16 protein-coding genes and 1 pseudogene are annotated in these 19,557 nt (G+C 33.5%); 16 read left to right on the top strand and 1 reads right to left on the bottom strand.

Annotated features, from left to right (window positions below; genetic code table 11):
- The first annotated feature begins 925 nt into the window (after positions 1-925).
- From A9G17_RS06695 to A9G17_RS06630, 16 genes and pseudogenes are all read left to right on the top strand, one after another.
- On the top strand, positions 926-2,707 hold the full coding sequence (locus A9G17_RS06695) for a hypothetical protein (protein WP_065738055.1): 1,782 nt from the start codon (positions 926-928) through the stop codon (positions 2,705-2,707).
- A pseudogene (locus A9G17_RS13435) lies at positions 2,706-2,894 on the top strand (polymorphic toxin type 17 domain-containing protein); the annotation flags it as partial. The gene A9G17_RS06695 and the pseudogene A9G17_RS13435, both read left to right, overlap by 2 nt.
- A gap of 7 nt (positions 2,895-2,901) precedes the next feature.
- Positions 2,902-3,123 (top strand): Imm31 family immunity protein, encoded by a 222-nt coding sequence (locus A9G17_RS06685; protein WP_065738053.1) that lies wholly within the window; start codon positions 2,902-2,904, stop codon positions 3,121-3,123.
- Between the two features lie 69 nt (positions 3,124-3,192).
- Positions 3,193-3,567: a hypothetical protein gene (locus A9G17_RS06680; protein WP_065738052.1), complete on the top strand. Its 375-nt coding sequence runs from the start codon at positions 3,193-3,195 to the stop codon at positions 3,565-3,567.
- 457 nt (positions 3,568-4,024) lie between these two features.
- Positions 4,025-5,863, top strand: a complete 1,839-nt coding sequence (locus A9G17_RS06675; protein WP_065738051.1) for a DUF262 domain-containing protein — start codon at positions 4,025-4,027, stop codon at positions 5,861-5,863.
- A gap of 401 nt (positions 5,864-6,264) precedes the next feature.
- A complete protein-coding gene (locus A9G17_RS13070) occupies positions 6,265-6,408 on the top strand; it encodes a hypothetical protein (RefSeq protein ID WP_176714260.1) in 144 nt (47 codons plus the stop codon).
- A gap of 247 nt (positions 6,409-6,655) precedes the next feature.
- A complete protein-coding gene (locus tag A9G17_RS06670; protein ID WP_065738050.1) occupies positions 6,656-7,573 on the top strand; it encodes a hypothetical protein in 918 nt (305 codons plus the stop codon).
- Positions 7,574-7,608: 35 nt separating this feature from the next.
- Complete coding sequence (locus A9G17_RS06665) at positions 7,609-11,250, top strand: toxin VasX (protein WP_065738049.1); 3,642 nt, start codon at positions 7,609-7,611, stop codon at positions 11,248-11,250.
- A 13-nt stretch (positions 11,251-11,263) separates the two neighbouring features.
- The gene (locus A9G17_RS06660) at positions 11,264-12,109 is read left to right on the top strand and encodes a DUF6708 domain-containing protein (RefSeq protein ID WP_065738048.1); all 846 of its coding nucleotides are present in this window, start codon (positions 11,264-11,266) and stop codon (positions 12,107-12,109) included.
- Between the two features lie 33 nt (positions 12,110-12,142).
- Positions 12,143-12,988 (top strand): DUF6708 domain-containing protein, encoded by an 846-nt coding sequence (locus A9G17_RS06655; RefSeq protein ID WP_065738047.1) that lies wholly within the window; start codon positions 12,143-12,145, stop codon positions 12,986-12,988.
- A gap of 34 nt (positions 12,989-13,022) precedes the next feature.
- Positions 13,023-13,172 (top strand): hypothetical protein, encoded by a 150-nt coding sequence (locus A9G17_RS13065; RefSeq protein ID WP_176714259.1) that lies wholly within the window; start codon positions 13,023-13,025, stop codon positions 13,170-13,172.
- A complete protein-coding gene (locus A9G17_RS06650) occupies positions 13,117-13,653 on the top strand; it encodes a DUF6708 domain-containing protein (RefSeq protein WP_335340551.1) in 537 nt (178 codons plus the stop codon). The genes A9G17_RS13065 and A9G17_RS06650 overlap by 56 nt, the downstream gene beginning before the upstream one ends.
- Positions 13,654-14,306: 653 nt before the next feature.
- Positions 14,307-15,344 carry a sulfate ABC transporter substrate-binding protein gene (locus A9G17_RS06645; protein ID WP_065738045.1) on the top strand — a complete coding sequence of 346 codons (1,038 nt, stop codon included), beginning with the start codon at positions 14,307-14,309 and terminating at the stop codon, positions 15,342-15,344.
- Between the two features lie 91 nt (positions 15,345-15,435).
- A complete protein-coding gene (gene cysT, locus A9G17_RS06640; RefSeq protein ID WP_065738044.1) occupies positions 15,436-16,269 on the top strand; it encodes a sulfate ABC transporter permease subunit CysT in 834 nt (277 codons plus the stop codon).
- Positions 16,270-16,283: 14 nt separating this feature from the next.
- Positions 16,284-17,141: a sulfate ABC transporter permease subunit CysW gene (cysW, locus tag A9G17_RS06635; protein WP_065738043.1), complete on the top strand. Its 858-nt coding sequence runs from the start codon at positions 16,284-16,286 to the stop codon at positions 17,139-17,141.
- Positions 17,142-17,150: 9 nt separating this feature from the next.
- Positions 17,151-18,230 (top strand): sulfate/molybdate ABC transporter ATP-binding protein, encoded by a 1,080-nt coding sequence (locus A9G17_RS06630; protein WP_065738042.1) that lies wholly within the window; start codon positions 17,151-17,153, stop codon positions 18,228-18,230.
- A 24-nt stretch (positions 18,231-18,254) separates the two neighbouring features.
- Here A9G17_RS06630 and A9G17_RS06625 read toward each other — a convergent pair whose 3' ends face one another.
- Positions 18,255-19,208, bottom strand: a complete 954-nt coding sequence (locus A9G17_RS06625) for a LysR substrate-binding domain-containing protein (protein ID WP_065738041.1) — start codon at positions 19,206-19,208, stop codon at positions 18,255-18,257.
- Positions 19,209-19,557: the final 349 nt, after the last annotated feature.

Raw genomic sequence — 19,557 nt, 5'->3', positions numbered from 1 at the left:
AAGTATTGAACTAGTACATAAAATATATAGAAAAATAGGCTAGTTTTATGCCACACATTTTCCTATTAAAATCATTAAAAATGAATAGCACTGATAATATCAGTGTCTAGCTAAACCTTAGCTAGCTGAATTCTCACTTTTTCTAACATATTAAATACCTCCTGTTCAGAAGGGATATCACCATAAGCGATTTCTTTTAAACGGATGTATTCAGATTTTATATCAGGCCAAATTTGAGTAGGATTTGCAAACAATTTAACACTTTTTAATGATGAATATTAGAACGAATATTTATAGTTGAGTTATTCTGACAGATTGCTCTTACTAGCGACATTATTTTTTTGCTTAGAAAAGCATTTATTGTAATTTTGTTGCTTATCTTGAATATTTGCTATCACAGATAAAACTAAAACATCCATTATAGCGTATAAAATAAGCTAAAACCCAACTAATTTCATTACGGATACAACCTCAAATCCCCCCAACCCAATAACTCCAATACTTACAAAGGTCTCTTCGATTCCTTGTCTAAGCACCAATTCCAAAAAAGAACCAGCTTAAAGCTGGTTTTTTTTATGTCTGAAGCCTTTTTAGATAATTCTTTAAACTTATTTCACTACTTTCCCTAGTTCAACTAAAATCACTCTAAATCAAGAGAAAAAAGAATACATTCAGTTCAATAATGTCGTGTATTCATAAAATGACTTTAAAGCTTTCCGTAATTTTGAATAAACAATTAACAGTATCTATATATTCGCTTTTAACATTATTAAACATATTTTATTAAAATAATAATTTCGTAATAACGCTCAAAAGTATATAAAAATAGATAGCTTATTTAAAAAATTTTTATCTCTTTTTTTTAATATTGTTATGTTAAAATTTACGCCGTTTTGTGTAAAAATAAAAAATTATAAGTAATAATATGTATTTATATCAACTTATACTTGCCAGAGATTGGCAGCAGTTTGAGGATAATCATCAATTATTCAACCAACAGTTAGGTTGTTATTCCTATAAACTTAAACGAATTAAATATTTTTATGACCATGAGTATGGTGACATTGTAAAACAGCTCGTTAATGAACCAGAAAGTTGTAAGAATTTTTATGCAGTATTACAAGAAGTCGGTTTACCTTATCAAACTTATTATCATAAATCCGCAGATATAGTTGCTAAAGTATTAACCAACGCACTATATAAAGAACACGTTATCTTAATTCATCAACCACAGATTAATAGTTATAATGATAATTCGTCTTTATTTGGTAATGAATATCGCTCAATACCAGTGATCAAGAAAGAGTCTTATTATGAATCAGATGATAGTTGGTTGATTGTTAATTTACAAAATCATCATTCTGAACAAATACAAATTCTTGATGCTAGTAGCAACCAATTAGTCACCAATGCTCAAACCAGCACAAAGGAAATCTTTTTAAAACATGGTGATGCATTTTCATCAAATCAGGTGTTACCTAAAGTGCATATTTTATTAGGTGGCTTACAAGGGAATTATGACCTAACTCTGCGCGGTGATAAATCACTTCGAGTCAAATCATTAGCACAAAACTGGCTTGATGAATTGAGCAAATTACTCCGCTCAGGCAATTCACCCTTTACTATTGAACAAGATGAAGCACTTGCAAGTCTGATTAATTATAGTTTTTCATCAGAGCATTATAATCAAACTAAAAAAATTGATGATAAGTCCGCTTTTCGGCCGGATGAAACTATTGGCGTATTCTTTTACCAAATGTTAGTGCTACTTCATAAAACGGATTTTATCACCGTAAAACAGCGTATAGGGGATTGTAGTGCCGATGAAAGCGAAGGTGCACTTCCAGATATAAAATTAATAAAACAGGCATTAAAAGCACTACATAATATCCGTCATAGTGAAGGTCAAGACCAAACACATTATGCTTACCATAACAATAAATTGACACTCACCGCGAATGGATATCTTAATAAACCATTAGTACTTGATGGGACGGGCCATGAAAATGATTACGAAAGCTTACTTAAAAAAGAGGTTAAATACTATACACAATTAGATCAGTTAAGTGAAATTGAATCATTGTATTTCAAGGCGATAAAACTCTTAAAGCAGTTACGTGAACCGGGCTTGATTCGACATGTTGAAACTCGGCGTGAATATCAACTAAAAGTCACTAAGCTAAAATATAGTTATGTTGAATTAAAATCTTTAGACTATATTCAGCTTGAGCTTCATAGTAACTATCGTTATGAAATTATATCCGATAACAATGCTTATCGTTTTATTGGCCGTTTTAATTCCAATGGTAAAGTAAATGTTAAAATTCCAGCTAAATGGTCAGCAACAGAATATTGGCATTTAAATGCAGAGCCAGTTGAAGAGGATTTTGTTGCCAAATTATTCCCTAAACTAGTCAATCCAACTTTTACAAAACAAGATATTAACAATACATTAATTGGAATAAATACTGGTGGAATTATGGGGGGAGTAACGGGCTACCTTTATGGTGACCAGATCAAAGAAACAATGATTGAAAACTTACCGCGTATTACGGGTGCATTGCAAGTTGCTGGTGGTGTAGCTAGTCTATATGTGGCTGGTGTTGTCGGTGCAACAGGTATTGGAGCTCCATTAGCGGCAGTAATTGGTTTTGTCGCACTTGATAATATACAGGCGGGTATGCAGTCAATGTATACTAATACTTAAAGGTAAAAATCATGGATATATAGATAAATTTGAAAATGAATGGGTTAAAGGTCCCTCAAGAACAGCAGGACAAGAATTTGAATGGGATGTTCAATTATCAGAACTAGGCTCTAAGCAGCTTGGTTGGGCTTCTAGAGATGGTAAACATATAAATGTTTCATTAGATGGAAAAATAACACATAAATAGGTAATGTATGAAAAATAAAATAGATTTTGATTCGGAAGTAGAGATTCAAACATCATGTACACACAAAGAATATATCGGTTGTAAAGGAATTGTTGTTGGTATTAGTGAAGAAGATGGTGTGATTTATGGTTATGGCGTTGTTATTAAAGGGAAAGAAACTGTCAGTTATTTTGATAAAGATGACTTAAAACCAACAGGAAAGCAATTTAAACGCGAAGATTTTTATTAATATTATTTAAAAGATATTATAGTTCCAAATATTAAATTAAATATATTTACATAGTAAAGGAACATATTTATGCATAATATTAACTATATAGAAGCAAAGAAATTAACAATAGAATCTTATCATGAATTTATAGATGAAGGATTTAGCGTTGAACAAGCTATTCCGGCTGTATTTGAAGATTTAGTTATTAGCATGAAAAAAAATAATAAGATTTTAGTCGCTGTTATTCAAAATTTATCAATAATAAGCTTAAAACATAATTTTATTCCTGATTACCTGTTAAATAGATTATCTGATTTAAAAATTAATACAGAGCTAAACAATAATGAGATATTAGAATATACAAAAGATAAAGAAGAATTAAATGTATTATTAAAAAATAAATATACGCTTGATGAAGACAAAAACTATAGCAAAAGAGTCGACATTTTATTAGGAACGTAAGCAAAGCGAGTTTTACTGTTAGAGTCCATATCAGTGTCTGAGTTCTTTCCATTGACAATTAACTCCATGCGTTCATATTCTATATATACTGCGCAACATCCAATGATACATTTGGAGTAAAGTGAGTTCCGTATCAAAATCATAATAAATGTTAATCATTAATTTATTCATACGTGTTTTTATTTGTAAATAATGATTATTATCTTTGGTAGTACATCGGCATCCTCATAACTAACATGCTGAGCATTAGTATCTTTGTTTAGATTCCCTATCATAGTAAATTCATAAACACTTTTTACAATCGATTGCTTAATTGGTGTATTTACATCAATCGCTAGATTTTTTAATGTAGGGAATAATCTCTGATTCAATGAACAATAAATAATTTAAATACAAATGTTTTTCAGATTTTCTTATGATAAGCTTTAATCGGAATAAAATATGTAAGGAAACCGTTATGAGTAAGCTGGAAAACAAAATAGAAGCACAACATCGCTGTTTATTTGATGTACTGAATGCCCAAAAATATACTGTTGATTATTTTCAGCGTGAATATAGCTGGGAACAAAAGCATATTGAGCAACTGGTGACCGACTTAACCACATCATTTTTAAATGAATATACTCAAGGTGATAGTCGATCTGATGGTAACAATTATAATAATTATTATTTAGGCCCTTTTGTGGTCAGCATTAAAGAGGGCGGTAAGCGTAGTATTATTGATGGACAACAACGACTCACCTCACTGACACTATTACTGATTTATCTGAATAATTTACAAAAAGAGTTAGCTATAGAAGAAAAAATAGAGCCTATGATTTTTTCTGAGCACCGTGGGGACAAGTCTTTTAATATTACGGTTGATGAGCGTATCACTTGTCTTAATAACCTCTTCACTACAGGAATGTATACGATACAAGATAATGATGATGCTTCAGTCTGTAATATGGCTCAGCGTTATCAAAATATTGTTGAAATATTCCCTGATGAATTAAAAAATGAATCATTCTCTTTTTTTATTGACTGGCTCAAATACAACGTCATTATGGTCGAAATTATTGCTTATTCTGATGAAAATGCTTATACCATTTTTGAAACTATGAATGATAGAGGACTAAATTTAACGCCATCAGATATGCTTAAAGGTTTCTTGCTATCTCATTATAAAAATACAGATAAACGAAAAAAAGCGGATGATCTTTGGCGTAAATCGATGTTACGTTTGCATGAATACGAAAAAGATGAAGATTTACGTTTCTTTCAGGCATTACTTAGAGCTCGATACGCTCGGACAATCCGTCAAGGACAGGTAGGCGCTCAAAATGAGGACTTTGAAAAAATTGGCACTCGGTTTCATAGTTGGGTTCGCGATAATCTAGCGATTATGAATTTAAACAATAAAGATCATACCACTTTTGAACGCTTTATTGAGCAAGAATTTCAGTTTTACTTACGGGCTTACCTAGAAATTTTAGCTGCCGAATGTACTTTTACTCCAGCACTACAGCATGTTTATTATATTGATTGCTGGGGTATTGCACCAACATTAAGCTATCCTTTAATGTTAGCTCCTTTACAACTAGATGATTCTTCCGATGTTGTACGACAAAAAATAGATTTAGTTGCTCGTTATATCGAACAGTTTACTGTACTACGTACTTTAAATAATCGTCGATTTGCAGCTAGCTCGATTCGCTACACAATGTATACTTTGGTGAAAGAGATCAGAGGAAAATCATTATCGGAACTTAGGTTCATTTTAAGTCAAAAAGCAAAAGAAATTCCAGAAAAATTTGAAAATTTTCATAATGTAGGCCTTTATAATAATAGAAACTTTATTAAATTTTTGCTATCTCGTATTACTGCGTATATAGATAATCTCGCTGGGATAAACACAACTTTGGAAACATATTGTTTTCCAGAACAAGGTAAACCTTTTGAAATTGAGCATATTTGGGCTAAACAATTTACACAACATCAAGATGAGTTTGCGCAAGAATATGAATTTGAAAACTATCGCAATAAGTTAGGTGATTTAATTTTATTGCCTAAAGGAACAAATCAATCCTATAGTGATATGACATTTGAAAAGAAAATGCCTCACTATTTAAAAGAAAATTTATTAGCAAAATCTTTATGTGAAAAAACGTATGAAAATAACCCTAACTTTACTAAATTGGTAACAGAACACCATTTACCATTTAAACCACATGATCAATTTAAAAAAGCTGATATAGATGCTCGCCAAAAACTATACCAAACTATTTGTGAGCGTATTTGGAATAGTCAGTTTTAGGAAAATAATAAGGAAGTGTTTGCACATTATGAAATCCTTTTTCAAATATAGGTAAGTGTATTAACTGTTAACTTAAGTTAATCACTATTGTAAAATAGTAATAAAATAAACTTATCAATAAATTCTCCCCTACAAAGCTTATATCAAAACTTTGTAGGGTTATTAACAATTATTCAAAGTTTATAAAATACTTAACATACTGTATTGATTAAGTATAGATCTTTCAACATAATCTTCAAAAAACTCTTACCAGTATCATAAATATAACCACAAGAACTAAGGCATCACCCTATTCTAATGCAATATTTAGTAGCACAGAATGTTTGAGTTGATAAATAGTGGTTTTGACTATAACAGTATATGTTATATGATGTTACCTAAAAATCTAAAGCTAACTAAAATTGAAAGATCTTTTCGATTCGGCATCCGCACTAATTCCAAAAAATACACCAGCCCAAAGCTGGTTTTTTATGTCCAAAGCAATTATTAGAATTACTTTTCCTATTTTTTATCAACTGGCTTCAACTGAAATCAATCCAGATTAGGGTAAAAGTGTCTAAACTATGACGCAATGATTAATAATATAATTTTGGTTATATATGAGTTTATTATTTATTCATTTACAATGCGTATGTCAGGTGCTTCATACTTAAATTAGAAAGACAACAACACGTTTTTGAAGACATCTTTATTATCAGAAAAGTTGATAATGTTCTTTGCATTATAATATTCAAACAGATAAACTAAACCACATAAATAATTGTTATTGATTTGTTTGTTGAGGTTTTAGTTTTGTTAGTACATCAATTATCAAATGCTTTAAACGAAGATCAAGCTAACTGTTACCGTTATTTACTTGTAGATCCATTAAAACCAGTTAAAATTGTTGAGCCACTCGCGCTGGAAAATATTAAAGATGTCTTCTCCGACGATGAGCTTAAAGCTATCTTACGCCCTGATTTATCCTATGAACCTACCATTTGTCCTCATCTTATTTTGCTGGCGAAACCAGGCGAAGTGCTAGAGCCTGAATTATTGGATTTAACGATAACTCGAATCGAAAAAGAGCGTTCCCATTACAAACATTACATTTGTGCGTGGATAAGTAGTGAACTTGATATACAGAATTTAGCCGAAAAGATGATTGATTTAGGTCTACAGCTAGGTCGTTTACTCTCGCCTAAACAGCCTACTTTCTTACCTTTCTATGAACATATTCGATTGCAATTATTAAAAGAAAGCCTCTCGGTTGAAAGTTTATTATCAGGATTATTCAATTTTATTCATCGCTATACTTATATGAATTATTATGGCCAATTAATTGAAATTAAAGCAGCCGATAATTTACTGACGAAAGACTTTCTCTTATCCAGTCAGATATTTTTACAAAATGCATTACAGTATCAAAATGAACCGAAAGCCACTTTTGGGTTGGTCAAAATGTGGCAAGATAATATTCAAACATTGCCACCTAATGCGTTATTTTTATCCGCTAAAAAATTGCTTGATGCAAAAAATATTGGATTTACCAACCTTGAAGATAGATTAGTTTATGCACTGTATTGCCTGATTTATCAGGTTGATTTAATTACTATCGAAACGATTTCACCGCATATTTTAGCAGCGATTTTAGCACCAGGTTCACTAAAGAAACGTTTAGAACAATTGGAAAATGATATTAAAGCAAGTATAAATCAAAATAATAATTAATATTACTCGATAGATAGATTTGGATAGGAAAAACTATGGTTAGTGAAAATACACAAAACGTTGATACTTCTAGCTTATCGGCAATTGTATCATTAACAGACAATGGGCATGCATGTGTAAGGGAAGGATATCCGATTTTACTCTTAAGAAAGTCTGCGGTAAATAAGGTTTGGTCTTCACCATATTCGCAGCTCTTTTCATTCTTCGATTCATCACAATACTCTCTTGATGACCGAGAACCACAAGAACCGTTACAAGATCATAATGAAGTATTAAGAGTGTTACGAGAAGGGTATGTTTATGTCCTTGCAGGAACTGATAACAAAAAAGACTATATTCGGTATTATGAAGTTTTAGAGGGCGGTATATTAAGGGAAAAAGCCCCAGAAGATCTTGAAATCGATAACAAGGATCCCTTTCCAACACGGTGTCTAGCTGACAATCATTATGTCCCAGCTTCATTTATCTCGGTTGATATTAGCAATGACGAACTAAGCGACAAACCTTTTTTATGGATTGCCTATAGCCGTTACCCTTGGAATAAACAAACTCGTGATTATTACAAAAATAGCCAAGATTTAGCTCGGTTTACTAAAATTGATTTAACTTCATTTATTCAAGCGCCAGATAACCACCCAAGAGGCATAGATTTATCAAGCCAACATATTTTTGGTAAAATTTTAGAATTTATACCCTATATGACTGATAAATTGAGTTATTTACCGAATTATCAAGATAAAAGTGAACAACGTGATCCTTTTATTAATTTTATCAATGCTCGAAAGTCTCAATATAAAAAACCAGTTGGGGCGGTTATTTTAGAAGATCCCCTAGGTATGATTGAGGACTTAAATTTTCAACGCTTAGCCGAAGTCAATTATACAGGGGACGCTAAATTACATAATAAAATTGATAATAAAAGCGATATTCCTTATGAATATCATGAGTTTCACACCCCAGAGGGTCAATATAAAAAATTAAATTATGACTTAATTGAGCAATATAAAATTGCTATGAGAAAATACTTTGATGAAAATAGTACAGCTGGTACCGTTTTTGTCTCTAGTTTAGAAAATCTTTTTAGTAGTGATAAATGGCAATATGGTGGCTCGCCGGAAATCGTCGATGAAACAGGTAATTTGCGCTACGACTTATCCCAAGCAGAAAAAGCACATTATGATTTCGACCAATATTGGGCAAAGTTTAATAATCAATTAAAACTTGAAGAGTACAATCGCTTTGCTGATAAAGTAAAACAGTATGAGAAAATTAAAAAGAATAATGGTCGAGATTACACTCTTTATTGTCGCTGGTTATTTTGTGATAAGTTGTCTGTCTCTGATTTTTTTTCGGGTAGAAAACATCAATTTGAAAATAAGGAAGAGATAACCTTTCCTGAGCAAAAAATATCCAGTTTTAATACTGTTAAATTTTGGGAGCAGGAGTTCAATTATGATAACCAAGATATCCATAATGATATATTAAATGATTCAATTCAGATATTTAGATCGCAAGGTAACAGTTATTATGATATGGGATTATGGGATGAACTCCTATCCAGTGATGAGACTTATTTTCATAAAGTCATTGCAGGAAAAAATCCTTCTTTTTGGAAAGAGGGTGATATCAAATCACTAGTGGATAAAGGCAACGAGCTCAACAATTTTTTAATTGAACATTGCCTTATTAATCCGATTATGGCTTTAGCACAATCACAGGCAATTCAACCTGAGAGTTCTGGTAAACAATTGGAAAAAATCACTAATGCACAAGGTGTAAAAAAAGCGTTATCAGAAGCAGGGCACACGAATGCTAAAAGTAGAACTATTACATTTAATATCAACACTGGTAAAATAAGTGCTTTGGAGAGTAATAAAAATGTTTCAATTACTTCGCAAACCACCATTGACGACACCAAAAAAACCACTATCACCTTAACAGTATTTTGTGATGATAATGGTTTTAAAAATATTGAAGATTATGTGAAACGGACTAACAGAGGCAATCGTGCTGTCAATGATGTGAATAAGCTGGCAACGGTAATTGATAATAATGTTGTCATAAATAATACTGACTCAAAAACAGTGAATCCTGATTTAATTACCGATGAGTTTCGTCTAACCTTACCGGAAGATCGATATAATCAACTTGAGGCTCAGCTCAAAACCAAACATGGTTCTAATTTTAGTGGTTTTGAGATTATTGACAGTAAAGATGGACTGATAACCGCAACATTTAAAGGTCGAGGAACACAAGAGAATATTAATGAATTAAAAGCCTACTTGCAAAGATATGCCTCAGATACCACAAAAAATCAATTTGCATCCGTAAAAACACTAATAAATAAAATCACCAATAACCATATTGATATTTCAATTCATGCCAATACTATGACCGAAGGCGCCCAAGAGATGGGAAATGTGATTAAAGAAAGCGTACCCTCTATTACCGCTAACGAACCTTCACCCCATCTAAGTAATACACCGGTTAATCATCCTTCCAATCCTAAATTACGAGTGGCTTATGCAGCAAGTAGCACCTCAATTCTATTTGAATTCCTTTTATTAGCATGGCAAGTGAAATTATATCGAGATAATACTAAAAATCTACAAAAAACTAATTTAACAAAAGAACAGCAGTTTGAAATAACGTGTGGATTGGTATTAGGTTTTACTTCGATAGTGGTTAATACTTTACTGTTTATTACTAACTCGGTCGAAAAGCTTGCAAAAATGGCAGGTAATTTTGAAAATAACCTAATGATACCGTTTACTAATAAGGCGGCAGAACTATCTAAGAATACCGTAAAGAAAGTATTAATTAGTTTTACCAAAACACTGGGGATAATGGCAATAATTTTGGGGGGGTTTGAGGGAGTAAAAGAAATAGGTTTTGGTATAAGCAAGGCTGTTGCAGGATTTAGAACTTCAGGAGTATGGCAAGTTGCATCTGGTGTTTTTTTGGGTATATCAATGGCTTTCGGTAGTTCTGGTATCGGTATCGCATTATCGGTTGTCTGTATTGCATTGTCTATATTTTGTGCATTTATGAGCGAGCTGACCTCATTAACGTCTATGGAGCGTTGGTTTGACCGCTGCTACTTTGGTTTAAATCAGCTAACCGGTAATTTATCTCCTTATCCTTTAACCGAAGACGGTGTTAAAAAGCTGATTCATGGCTTTTATGGTGCTTCTCGTGGTTACGAACTTTTTCTAACCAAAAAATCGCAAAAAAGTTTTATTTTGGATTATGGTGATAAACAGGATATTTATCTGAATGTAATTTTACCTAATTATAAATCGGGCAATATTCGCTATTATGGCTCTCTGATTGTTGAAAAAAAAGAGAGCAGTCAAAATGAGCTAATTGGTCATAACTTGACAGGAACGACTTTTAAATCAACGACCTCTCGTGATAGTTCAGCTGGCTCGCTCTCAACGTTAGAGATGAAAGTTGATTTTACAAACCAAGAAAGTCAACACACAAATCAATTATCAGCAAAAAATCAGCTGGAAACCTATAAGCTTGATGAACAAGGCTCATTAATCATCTGTCCAGTGGTCTATGTGGCTGATGATAATATCGATACAAAAATAAGTGTGCTAGGTTTTATTGAAGAGCAAAATGGCAGTGAAACACCATTCACCATTGAATTAGAAGATTACATTAACATTTGAGTAGGAACAAATAATGGCAGAATTTAAATTGGGGTATAAACATTATCCTAAAGACTTAGCAAAATTTAAACCAGTAGATAAAGACGATGACTTAACCAATCTTCGTTTTGGCAATGATACATTTATTGAAATAGGCCGCACCAGTAACCAATTTGATCGTACTCTATATATGATTGGAAGGTTAACTGGATGTGTGGCGTTTCTTTATGCCCTTTATGCTGGAATATGGTTTTTTCTCAATATTAGTCCTTATTCTATATATAGCGATTTAGCCATTTCTTTAGGATTAATTATTGTTTCTTTGCTTGCATTATTTTTATGTCTAATACAATTAGCAAAAGTTATTATTTGGCCAGCCGACTACCCGGTACGTTTTAACCGTAAAACCGGCAAAGTTTATGTGTACGAGCCAATGTTAAGTAAACGACTTTATTATTTTCCCTTAAGGGAAATAAGAAAGCTTTATAAACCTGTTATAAAAGTCTATGACTGGCAATCAATTGACGGAATGGTAACGCGTAACGGCTTTTTTTTGCAGCAGGAGATTTTTGCGGCAGTGATCGACCGACAAACCGATACCTTGATGGATTACTTTAGCTTATGGGATAACGCCAATTATATCGATAAAAGCGAATGGCGCTGGTTACTGTGTTATATGAATGGTATGGAGGGGATGAATTATAAAGGCAAAATCAGGGGGCGCTTTTGGCTGGGTCGATTATTTAACTACTTTGCGCCTGAATTTAACTGGCCAGAGGGTATTGATAAAGCCTCACGAGCTGAATCCCTTGAAGAGCTTGCCAAAATAGAGCAGGAGTATGACTTAGTCGGCAAATCTTTCCCTTATGAACAACCCTAGGAAAAATAATATTGATATCAAAGTGGACAAATAATGGCAGAATTTAAATTGGGGTATAAACATTATCCTAAAGACTTAGCAAAATTTAAACCAATAGATAAAGACGATGACTTAACCAATCTTCGTTTTGGCAATAATACCTTTATTGAAATAGGGCGTACCAGTAGCCAATTTGCTCGTACGTTAGAGATGATTGTAAAACTAACTGGATGTGGGGGATTTATTTTCGCTCTTTATGCTGGAATACAGCTTTTTCTCGATATTAATCCTTATTCTATATATAGTGATGTAGCCTTTTCTTTGGGTGTGATTATCTTTTCTTTACTTGCATTATTTTTATTTCTAATGCAATTAGCAAAAGTTATTATTTGGCCTACCGACTACCCGGTACGTTTTAACCGTAAAACCGGTAAAGTCTATGTATATGAACCAATGCTAAGTAAACGACTTTATTATTTTCCCTTAAGGGAGATAAGAAAGCTTTATAAACCTGTTATAAAAGTCTATGACTGGCAATCAATTGACGGAATGGTAACGCGTAACGGCTTTTTTTTGCAGCAGGAGATTTTTGCGGCAGTGATCGACCGACAAACCGATACCCTAATAGATTACTTTAGTTTATGGGATAACGCCAACTATGTCCATAAAAGCGAATGGCGCTGGTTATTGTGTTATATGAATGGTATGGAAGGGATGAATTACAAAGGCAAAATCAGGGGGCGCTTTTGGCTGGGGCGATTATTTAACTGCTTTGCGCCTGAATTTAACTGGCCAGAGGGTATTGATAAAGCCTCACGGGCAGAATCCCTTGAAGAGCTTGCCAAAATAGAGCAGGAGTATGACTTAGTCGGCAAATCTTTCCCTTACGAACAACCCTAGGAAAAAATAATATTGATATCAAAGTGGACAAATAATGGCAGAATTTAAATTGGGGTATAAACATTATCCTAAAGACTTAGCAAAATTTAAACCAGTAGATAAAGACGATGACTTAACCAATCTTCGTTTTGGTAATATTAGCAAAAGTTATTATTTGGCCAGCCGATTACCCGGTACGTTTTAACCGTAAAACCGGCAAAGTCTATGTGTACGAGCCAATGTTAAGTAAACGACTTTATTATTTTCCTTTAAGGGAGATAAGAAAGCTTTATAAACCTGTTATAAAAGTCTATGACTGGCAATCAATTGAAGGAATGGTAACGCGTAACGGCTTTTTTTTGCAGCAGGAGATTTTTGCGGCAGTGATCGACCGACAAACCGATACCCTGATAGATTACTTTAGTTTATGGGATAATGCCAATTACGTCCATAAAAGCGAATGGCGCTGGTTATTGTGTTATATGAATGGTATGGAGGGAATGAATTATAAAGGCAAAATCGGGGGCCGTTTTTGGCTGGGTCGATTATTTAACTGCTTTGCGCCTGAGTTTAACTGGCCAGAGGGTATTGATAAAGCCTCACGAGCTGAATCACTTGAAGAGCTTGCCAAAATAGAGCAGGAGTATGATTTAGTCGGCAAATCTTTCCCTTACGAACAACCCTAGGAAAAAATAATATTGATATCAAATTGGACAAATAATGGCAGAATTTAAATTGGGGTATAAACATTACTTTAAATGGAGAAAATAGTAATCAAATAATTGACTGACTGTATTGCGATTTAGATGGTAATAATGCTTTATTACCAAAAACAAAATATGGTGGTATTGAGCCTGATCTTAAGCGATATCGATCACATTTTAATATAATTTTTTAAAATAAAATTAATAGTTATGACATTATTTTGTATAGTTCAAAAAAAGAAACATATAAATAAAGCTATTAAAATAACTGAGGATAAAAGAGGTTATGCCATCGTTGGGGGGGATTACATTTTAATGGGCTTTCTGTATTAAAACTACCATTCGTACTTAAAATGTTAAAAAAAACAAACACAACTAATTTTTAGCTGTCAGTAAATTCCATCCGTGGTTTCTTTTATTAAAATAAATTATTGATGTAATGCAAAGATAAAACCACTCATCCATAAAATCCACATATTATATGATCTTGAATAAGACTCACTCTAAATTTTAATCCTTCTACTTAGTATATCTATTTTTGTTATAACCTAATGCAAAATAATCGTTTTCGCATCTTTCGATAATTTGGTCTAATCTTGGTATTCCTATCAAAAAAAGCTAATGTCTTTAATAGTATGAGGTATCAAGTGAAAAAATTACCTATCGTTCGCAAACAATATTGGTTAAGTATTAGCTTAATTTTATTCGCAATATGTACTTTTATGAGGCAAGCCTATAGTGTTGAATTACTTAATGTCTCTTATGATCCAACTCGTGAGTTTTATAAAACCTATAATCAGACCTTTATTGAGTACTGGCAACAGCAGACAGGTGAAACGCTGACTATAAAAAATTCGCACGGAGGCTCTGGTAAGCAAGCGCGTTCAGTGATTGATGGTTTGCAAGCAGACGTTGTGACGCTTGCTTTAGCGAGTGATATTGATGCGTTAAATCGTTATCAGACTAATATATCACCTGAATGGCAAAGTCGATTGCCAAATAATAGTGCGCCTTATAATTCAACGATTGTATTTCTAGTCCGCAAAGGTAACCCAAAACAGATTCATGATTGGAGTGATTTAATTAAAGATGATATTGAAGTAATAACACCCAATCCCAAAACGTCAGGCGGGGCGCGTTGGAATTTTTTAGCTGCTTGGGCTTATGCTCAAAGTACTTACGGTAATGATGAACAAGCTCGAACATTTGTAACCAAATTATATCAACATGTACCGGTATTAGACACTGGCGCTAGAGGGGCAACCATTAGTTTTGTGCAGCGAGGTTTAGGTGATGTATTGATTGCTTGGGAAAATGAAGCTTATTTAGCGTTAAAAGAGCAAGGTGGTGATCAGTTAGAAATCATCATGCCGTCATTATCCATTTTAGCTGAGCCAACCGTCGCCTTAGTGGATAAAGTAGTAGACAGCAAAGGCACACGTAAGCAAGCGCAAGCCTATTTAGAGTACTTATATAGTGAACCTGCACAACATATTATTGCTCAGCATTTTTACCGACCAGTAAATCCTGAAATCCTTAAGCAATATGCAAAGCAGTTTCCTGAAATTAAATTAGTAACCGTTAATGATTTTTTTGGTGGTTGGCAGAAAGTACAAAAAGCCTTTTTTAGTGATGGTGCAATCTTTGATGCAATTTATGCTGAGATAAACTAAACATTGCTTATTATGGTTATGTGTTGCTATCTCTTAACCCTAACTTATAAAGGTGCAAATTCTAAAAGTATAAGTTCTAAAGGTATAAGTTATGAAAGTGGCAAGCTTTAAACAACAACGCAATATACCCGGATTTAACTTAACGTTAGGTTATACTTTAACCTTTCTTAGTTTGATTGTTCTTATTCCGCTATTAGGCTTGTTTATCTATTCAACTAAATTATCTTTTCATGAATGGGAAAAGTTATTAATCAGTAAACAATTTTTATTAGCGCTAATGCTTTCATTAAGTACCGCATTGATAAGTGCGGGTTTAAACAGTTTTATTGGTTTATTGTTAGCTTGGGTACTGGTGCGTTATCGTTTTTCAGGACGCAAAATAATGGATATCTGTATTGATATCCCATTTGCTTTGCCAACTGCAGTAGCGGGTATTGCTTTAACGGCAATTTATGCTCAAAACGGCCCTATTGGCTATTGGTTTGGTTTTAAAATCGCTTATACGCCAATTGGTATTACCTTAGCACTCTTATTTGTCACGCTGCCGTTTGTTGTCCGCACTTTACAACCTGTAATAGCTGACTTGCCACGTGAACAGGAAGAGGTAGCCAGTCTGCTTGGCGCATCACCGAGGCAAATTTTTATGCATATTATTTTACCCGCTATTTTACCTGCTTGGTTAACTGGATTTACGCTCGCTTTTGCTCGTGCTATTGGTGAGTATGGTTCAGTCGTTTTTATTGCTGGAAATATTCCATTTAAAACAGAAATCTTACCATTATTGATTGTCTCGAAGCTTGATCAATATGCTTATGATGCTGCTGCAGCCATAGGTATAACCATGTTATTGATCGCTTTTATACTATTATTTTTAATGAACACATTACAGCGAAGACTTAACCGTAATATTAATAAAAATAACTGACTATAGGTAAATTTATGCCGATATTGCCAACAAACCCAATAACCGATAAAAAACAAGCACTGACCAGTGTACAGTTATTCTTAATACTATTAGCGATATTATTGTTTTTAATTTTGTTATTTTTACCGCTCTTGGTAGTATTGGCACAGGGTCTTGCCAATGGGATAACGGCTTTTTGGCAGGTGATCACAGAATCAGATACCTTAGCAGCTTTTAAATTGACACTTATTGCTGTTGGTGTGGCGGTGCCTTTAAATGTCATATTCGGTGTGTGTGCTGCTTGGGTTATCACTAAATACCAGTTTAAAGGTAAACAGATATTAATGACCTTTATTGATTTACCGTTCTCTATCTCTCCTATTGTTGCGGGTTTAATCTATGTATTGCTATTTGGTGCACAAAGTGCATTTTATCCCTTTTTACAGGCATGGAATATCCAAATAATTTATGCCATTCCCGGTATTATCTTAGCAACCATTTTTGTTTCAGTTCCTTTTGTCGCAAGGGAATTGATTCCAATAATGATGGCGCAAGGAGCCCATGAAGAAGAGGCCGCCAGTGTTCTTGGCGCAAATGGTTGGCAAATTTTTTTCCATATCACATTACCAAATATCAAATGGGCATTGATGCATGGTGTTGTTCTTTGCACTGCTCGCTCACTCGGTGAGTTTGGCGCGGTATCCGTTGTTTCTGGACATATTCGTGGTTACACCAATACGTTACCCTTACATGTAGAGATTTTATACAATGAATACAATATTGTTGCCGCATTTAGTGTTGCGATTTTGCTATTAATTATGTCGCTTACATTACTATTGATTCGTCAATGGATTGAACGACGCTTAGTTAATGAACTTTATATAAGTCACTAAGGGGTAGCTATGGGTATTTCACTACAGAATATTAATAAAAGTTTTAAAAACTTCGATGCCTTAAAAAATATTAACTTTAGTATAAAACAAGGCGAATTAGTTGCACTCTTAGGCCCTTCAGGGTGTGGCAAAACCACATTACTACGCATTATAGCGGGTTTAGAAACAGCCAGCTCAGGCAAAATTTATTTTGCCGATACTGATGTAACACAGCTGAGCGCTAAACAGCGAGATATTGGATTTGTGTTTCAAAATTATGCACTTTTTCGCCATATGAATGTAGCAGAAAATGTGGCATTTGGATTGAAAATGAAACCAAGATCAATACGACTGAGCAAAACCGCGATTGATGGGCGGGTTAATCAGTTACTTGGATTAGTTCAGCTGGAAAATTTTGCTAAACGTTATCCTGACCAACTATCTGGAGGACAACGACAGCGAGTTGCTTTAGCACGAGCTTTGGCATCAAAACCTAATGTTTTGTTGCTTGATGAACCTTTTAGCGCCTTAGATGCTAAAGTTCGTAAAGATTTAAGACGCTGGTTGCGTGATTTTCATCATGAACTGAATGTCACTAGTATCTTTGTTACGCATGATCAAGAAGAGGCGCTAGAAGTTGCCGATAAAATAATTTTAATGAATCAAGGTCAAATAGAGCAAATAGGCACACCAGCAGAAGTCTATAAACAACCAAAAACAGCATTTGTTGCACATTTTTTAGGGGACGTCAATTTGTTACATGGCTACATTGAAAATAATACCTTAATTATTGGTGATTTCCGAAAAGATATGAAAGAGCAAGGTAACTGGGCTGATCAGTCTGCTATCGCTTATGTTCGACCTCATGAAATCAGTATTGCTAAAACAGCCAGAAAGAATGATATCCAAGGGCAAGTTGTACGTATCCATACTGCTGGGCCAACGGTTTTTTTAGAAATTGCGGTAGTAGGACAACCAAAGCATATTGATGTTTCGGTAAGTTATCGTCAATATGAACAACAGCAAGTTGAATTGGGCGATAATATCTATTGGCAACCGATACTTGTAAATATCTTTGTACAAGATGAATTGTTTGAGTTTATGATTTAATGCGTATCGTTTTATTCATATAAATTAAATTTGATAATCAGGCATTTTGGAATGAGTCTGATCAAATAGAGCATGATTTTTAATATCTTCCAATGAAAGCTCTTGATTGCATAATTGAATAAAACGCCAAATATAATTACGTTGTAATTTATGACGTTTTAAGCCAAGCCAAGTAACATGTGATTCAAACAGATGTTTTGCATCAAGTTGAACCAAGTTTACATCATATTCAGGGTTATACATTTTATTGCCTAAAATACCAATTCCTAAACCTAATTCAACGTAAGTTTTTATAACATCAGGTTCTTGGACGTTCAATGATATATTAGGTGCCAATCCTATCGCTGAAAATGCTTTATCGATGCTTTTGCGGGGAAAGATCCCTTGTCGATAAGTAATTATGGGTAAGGGTTGCAACATATCTAATGTTACTTTGTCGGCTTTGGTTAAAGGATGATCTTTCGGTGTCACAATCGAGTAATGCCAACGATAAAAAGGGTAGGTAGCAAGAGAGCTGTTATCAACTCTTTCATTATCAATACCTATATCTGCCTCGCCAGAAAGAAGCTGGGCAATAATCTCACTTGATGAGCCTTGATTGATAATAATATGGACTTTCGGAAAAAGTACTCTAAATGATTTTATAATGTTAGGGAGGATATAACGAGTCTGTGAATGGGTTGTTGCGATTACTAAAGATCCTTCATCCGCATTTGAAAAAATGGTCGATAAACGGTGTATATTATTAATTTCATTTAAAATACGTTCTGCAATCACAACCAGTTCTAATCCTGGTTCAGTCATGTTAATTAGGCGTTTTCCTTGGCGGATAAAAAGATCAATATTGAGTTCTTCTTCTAACTCTTTAATATGTCGACTTACTCCAGATTGGGAGGTATATAAAGTATTTGCTACTTCGGTTAAATTATAATTACAACGCGCTGCTTCTCGAATAATTCTTAATTGTTGTATGTTCATGATAGCGATCTTCCAAGAAAAAATTACTTTATTCCCATCGATATAATTGTATTGCATTAATTTAAAATAATTTGCTGTATATAATTAATAACATGTACTAAAAAGTGAATTATTTAAAACAACGGATCGCCATCCAGCATAAACACTATTATCAAACTGGTTATAGGCAGGTTATCTAATTTATTAATTATGTTTATTATTAATTTTATTAATAAAATTAGATAGTTTAATAACTCACTTAAGTATAAAAGAACATATAAAAAAGACAAATATGATTAAGTAATAACCATATGCCTTATTGCTATATATGTTTTTTATCAGCAAATAAGCACGTCATAAGGTTCTACAA

It is taken from the genome of Gilliamella sp. wkB7, from assembly GCF_001693435.1.
Taxonomy (GTDB): domain Bacteria; phylum Pseudomonadota; class Gammaproteobacteria; order Enterobacterales; family Orbaceae; genus Gilliamella; species Gilliamella apicola_N.
The sequence above is the reverse complement of the archived record's forward strand: the minus strand, read 5'-3'. Positions and strand labels throughout refer to the sequence as shown.

Coding starts and splice junctions, on each gene's coding strand:
- A9G17_RS06680 (WP_065738052.1), top strand. CDS start 3,193: ATGCATAATATTAACTATATAGAAGCAAAGAAATTAACAATAGAATCT.
- A9G17_RS06625 (WP_065738041.1), bottom strand. CDS start 19,208: ATGAACATACAACAATTAAGAATTATTCGAGAAGCAGCGCGTTGTAAT.
- cysT (WP_065738044.1), top strand. CDS start 15,436: ATGAAAGTGGCAAGCTTTAAACAACAACGCAATATACCCGGATTTAAC.
- A9G17_RS06685 (WP_065738053.1), top strand. CDS start 2,902: ATGAAAAATAAAATAGATTTTGATTCGGAAGTAGAGATTCAAACATCA.
- A9G17_RS06660 (WP_065738048.1), top strand. CDS start 11,264: ATGGCAGAATTTAAATTGGGGTATAAACATTATCCTAAAGACTTAGCA.
- cysW (WP_065738043.1), top strand. CDS start 16,284: ATGCCGATATTGCCAACAAACCCAATAACCGATAAAAAACAAGCACTG.
- A9G17_RS13065 (WP_176714259.1), top strand. CDS start 13,023: ATGGCAGAATTTAAATTGGGGTATAAACATTATCCTAAAGACTTAGCA.
- A9G17_RS06675 (WP_065738051.1), top strand. CDS start 4,025: ATGAGTAAGCTGGAAAACAAAATAGAAGCACAACATCGCTGTTTATTT.
- A9G17_RS06655 (WP_065738047.1), top strand. CDS start 12,143: ATGGCAGAATTTAAATTGGGGTATAAACATTATCCTAAAGACTTAGCA.
- A9G17_RS06695 (WP_065738055.1), top strand. CDS start 926: ATGTATTTATATCAACTTATACTTGCCAGAGATTGGCAGCAGTTTGAG.
- A9G17_RS06645 (WP_065738045.1), top strand. CDS start 14,307: ATGAGGTATCAAGTGAAAAAATTACCTATCGTTCGCAAACAATATTGG.
- A9G17_RS06665 (WP_065738049.1), top strand. CDS start 7,609: ATGGTTAGTGAAAATACACAAAACGTTGATACTTCTAGCTTATCGGCA.
- A9G17_RS06630 (WP_065738042.1), top strand. CDS start 17,151: ATGGGTATTTCACTACAGAATATTAATAAAAGTTTTAAAAACTTCGAT.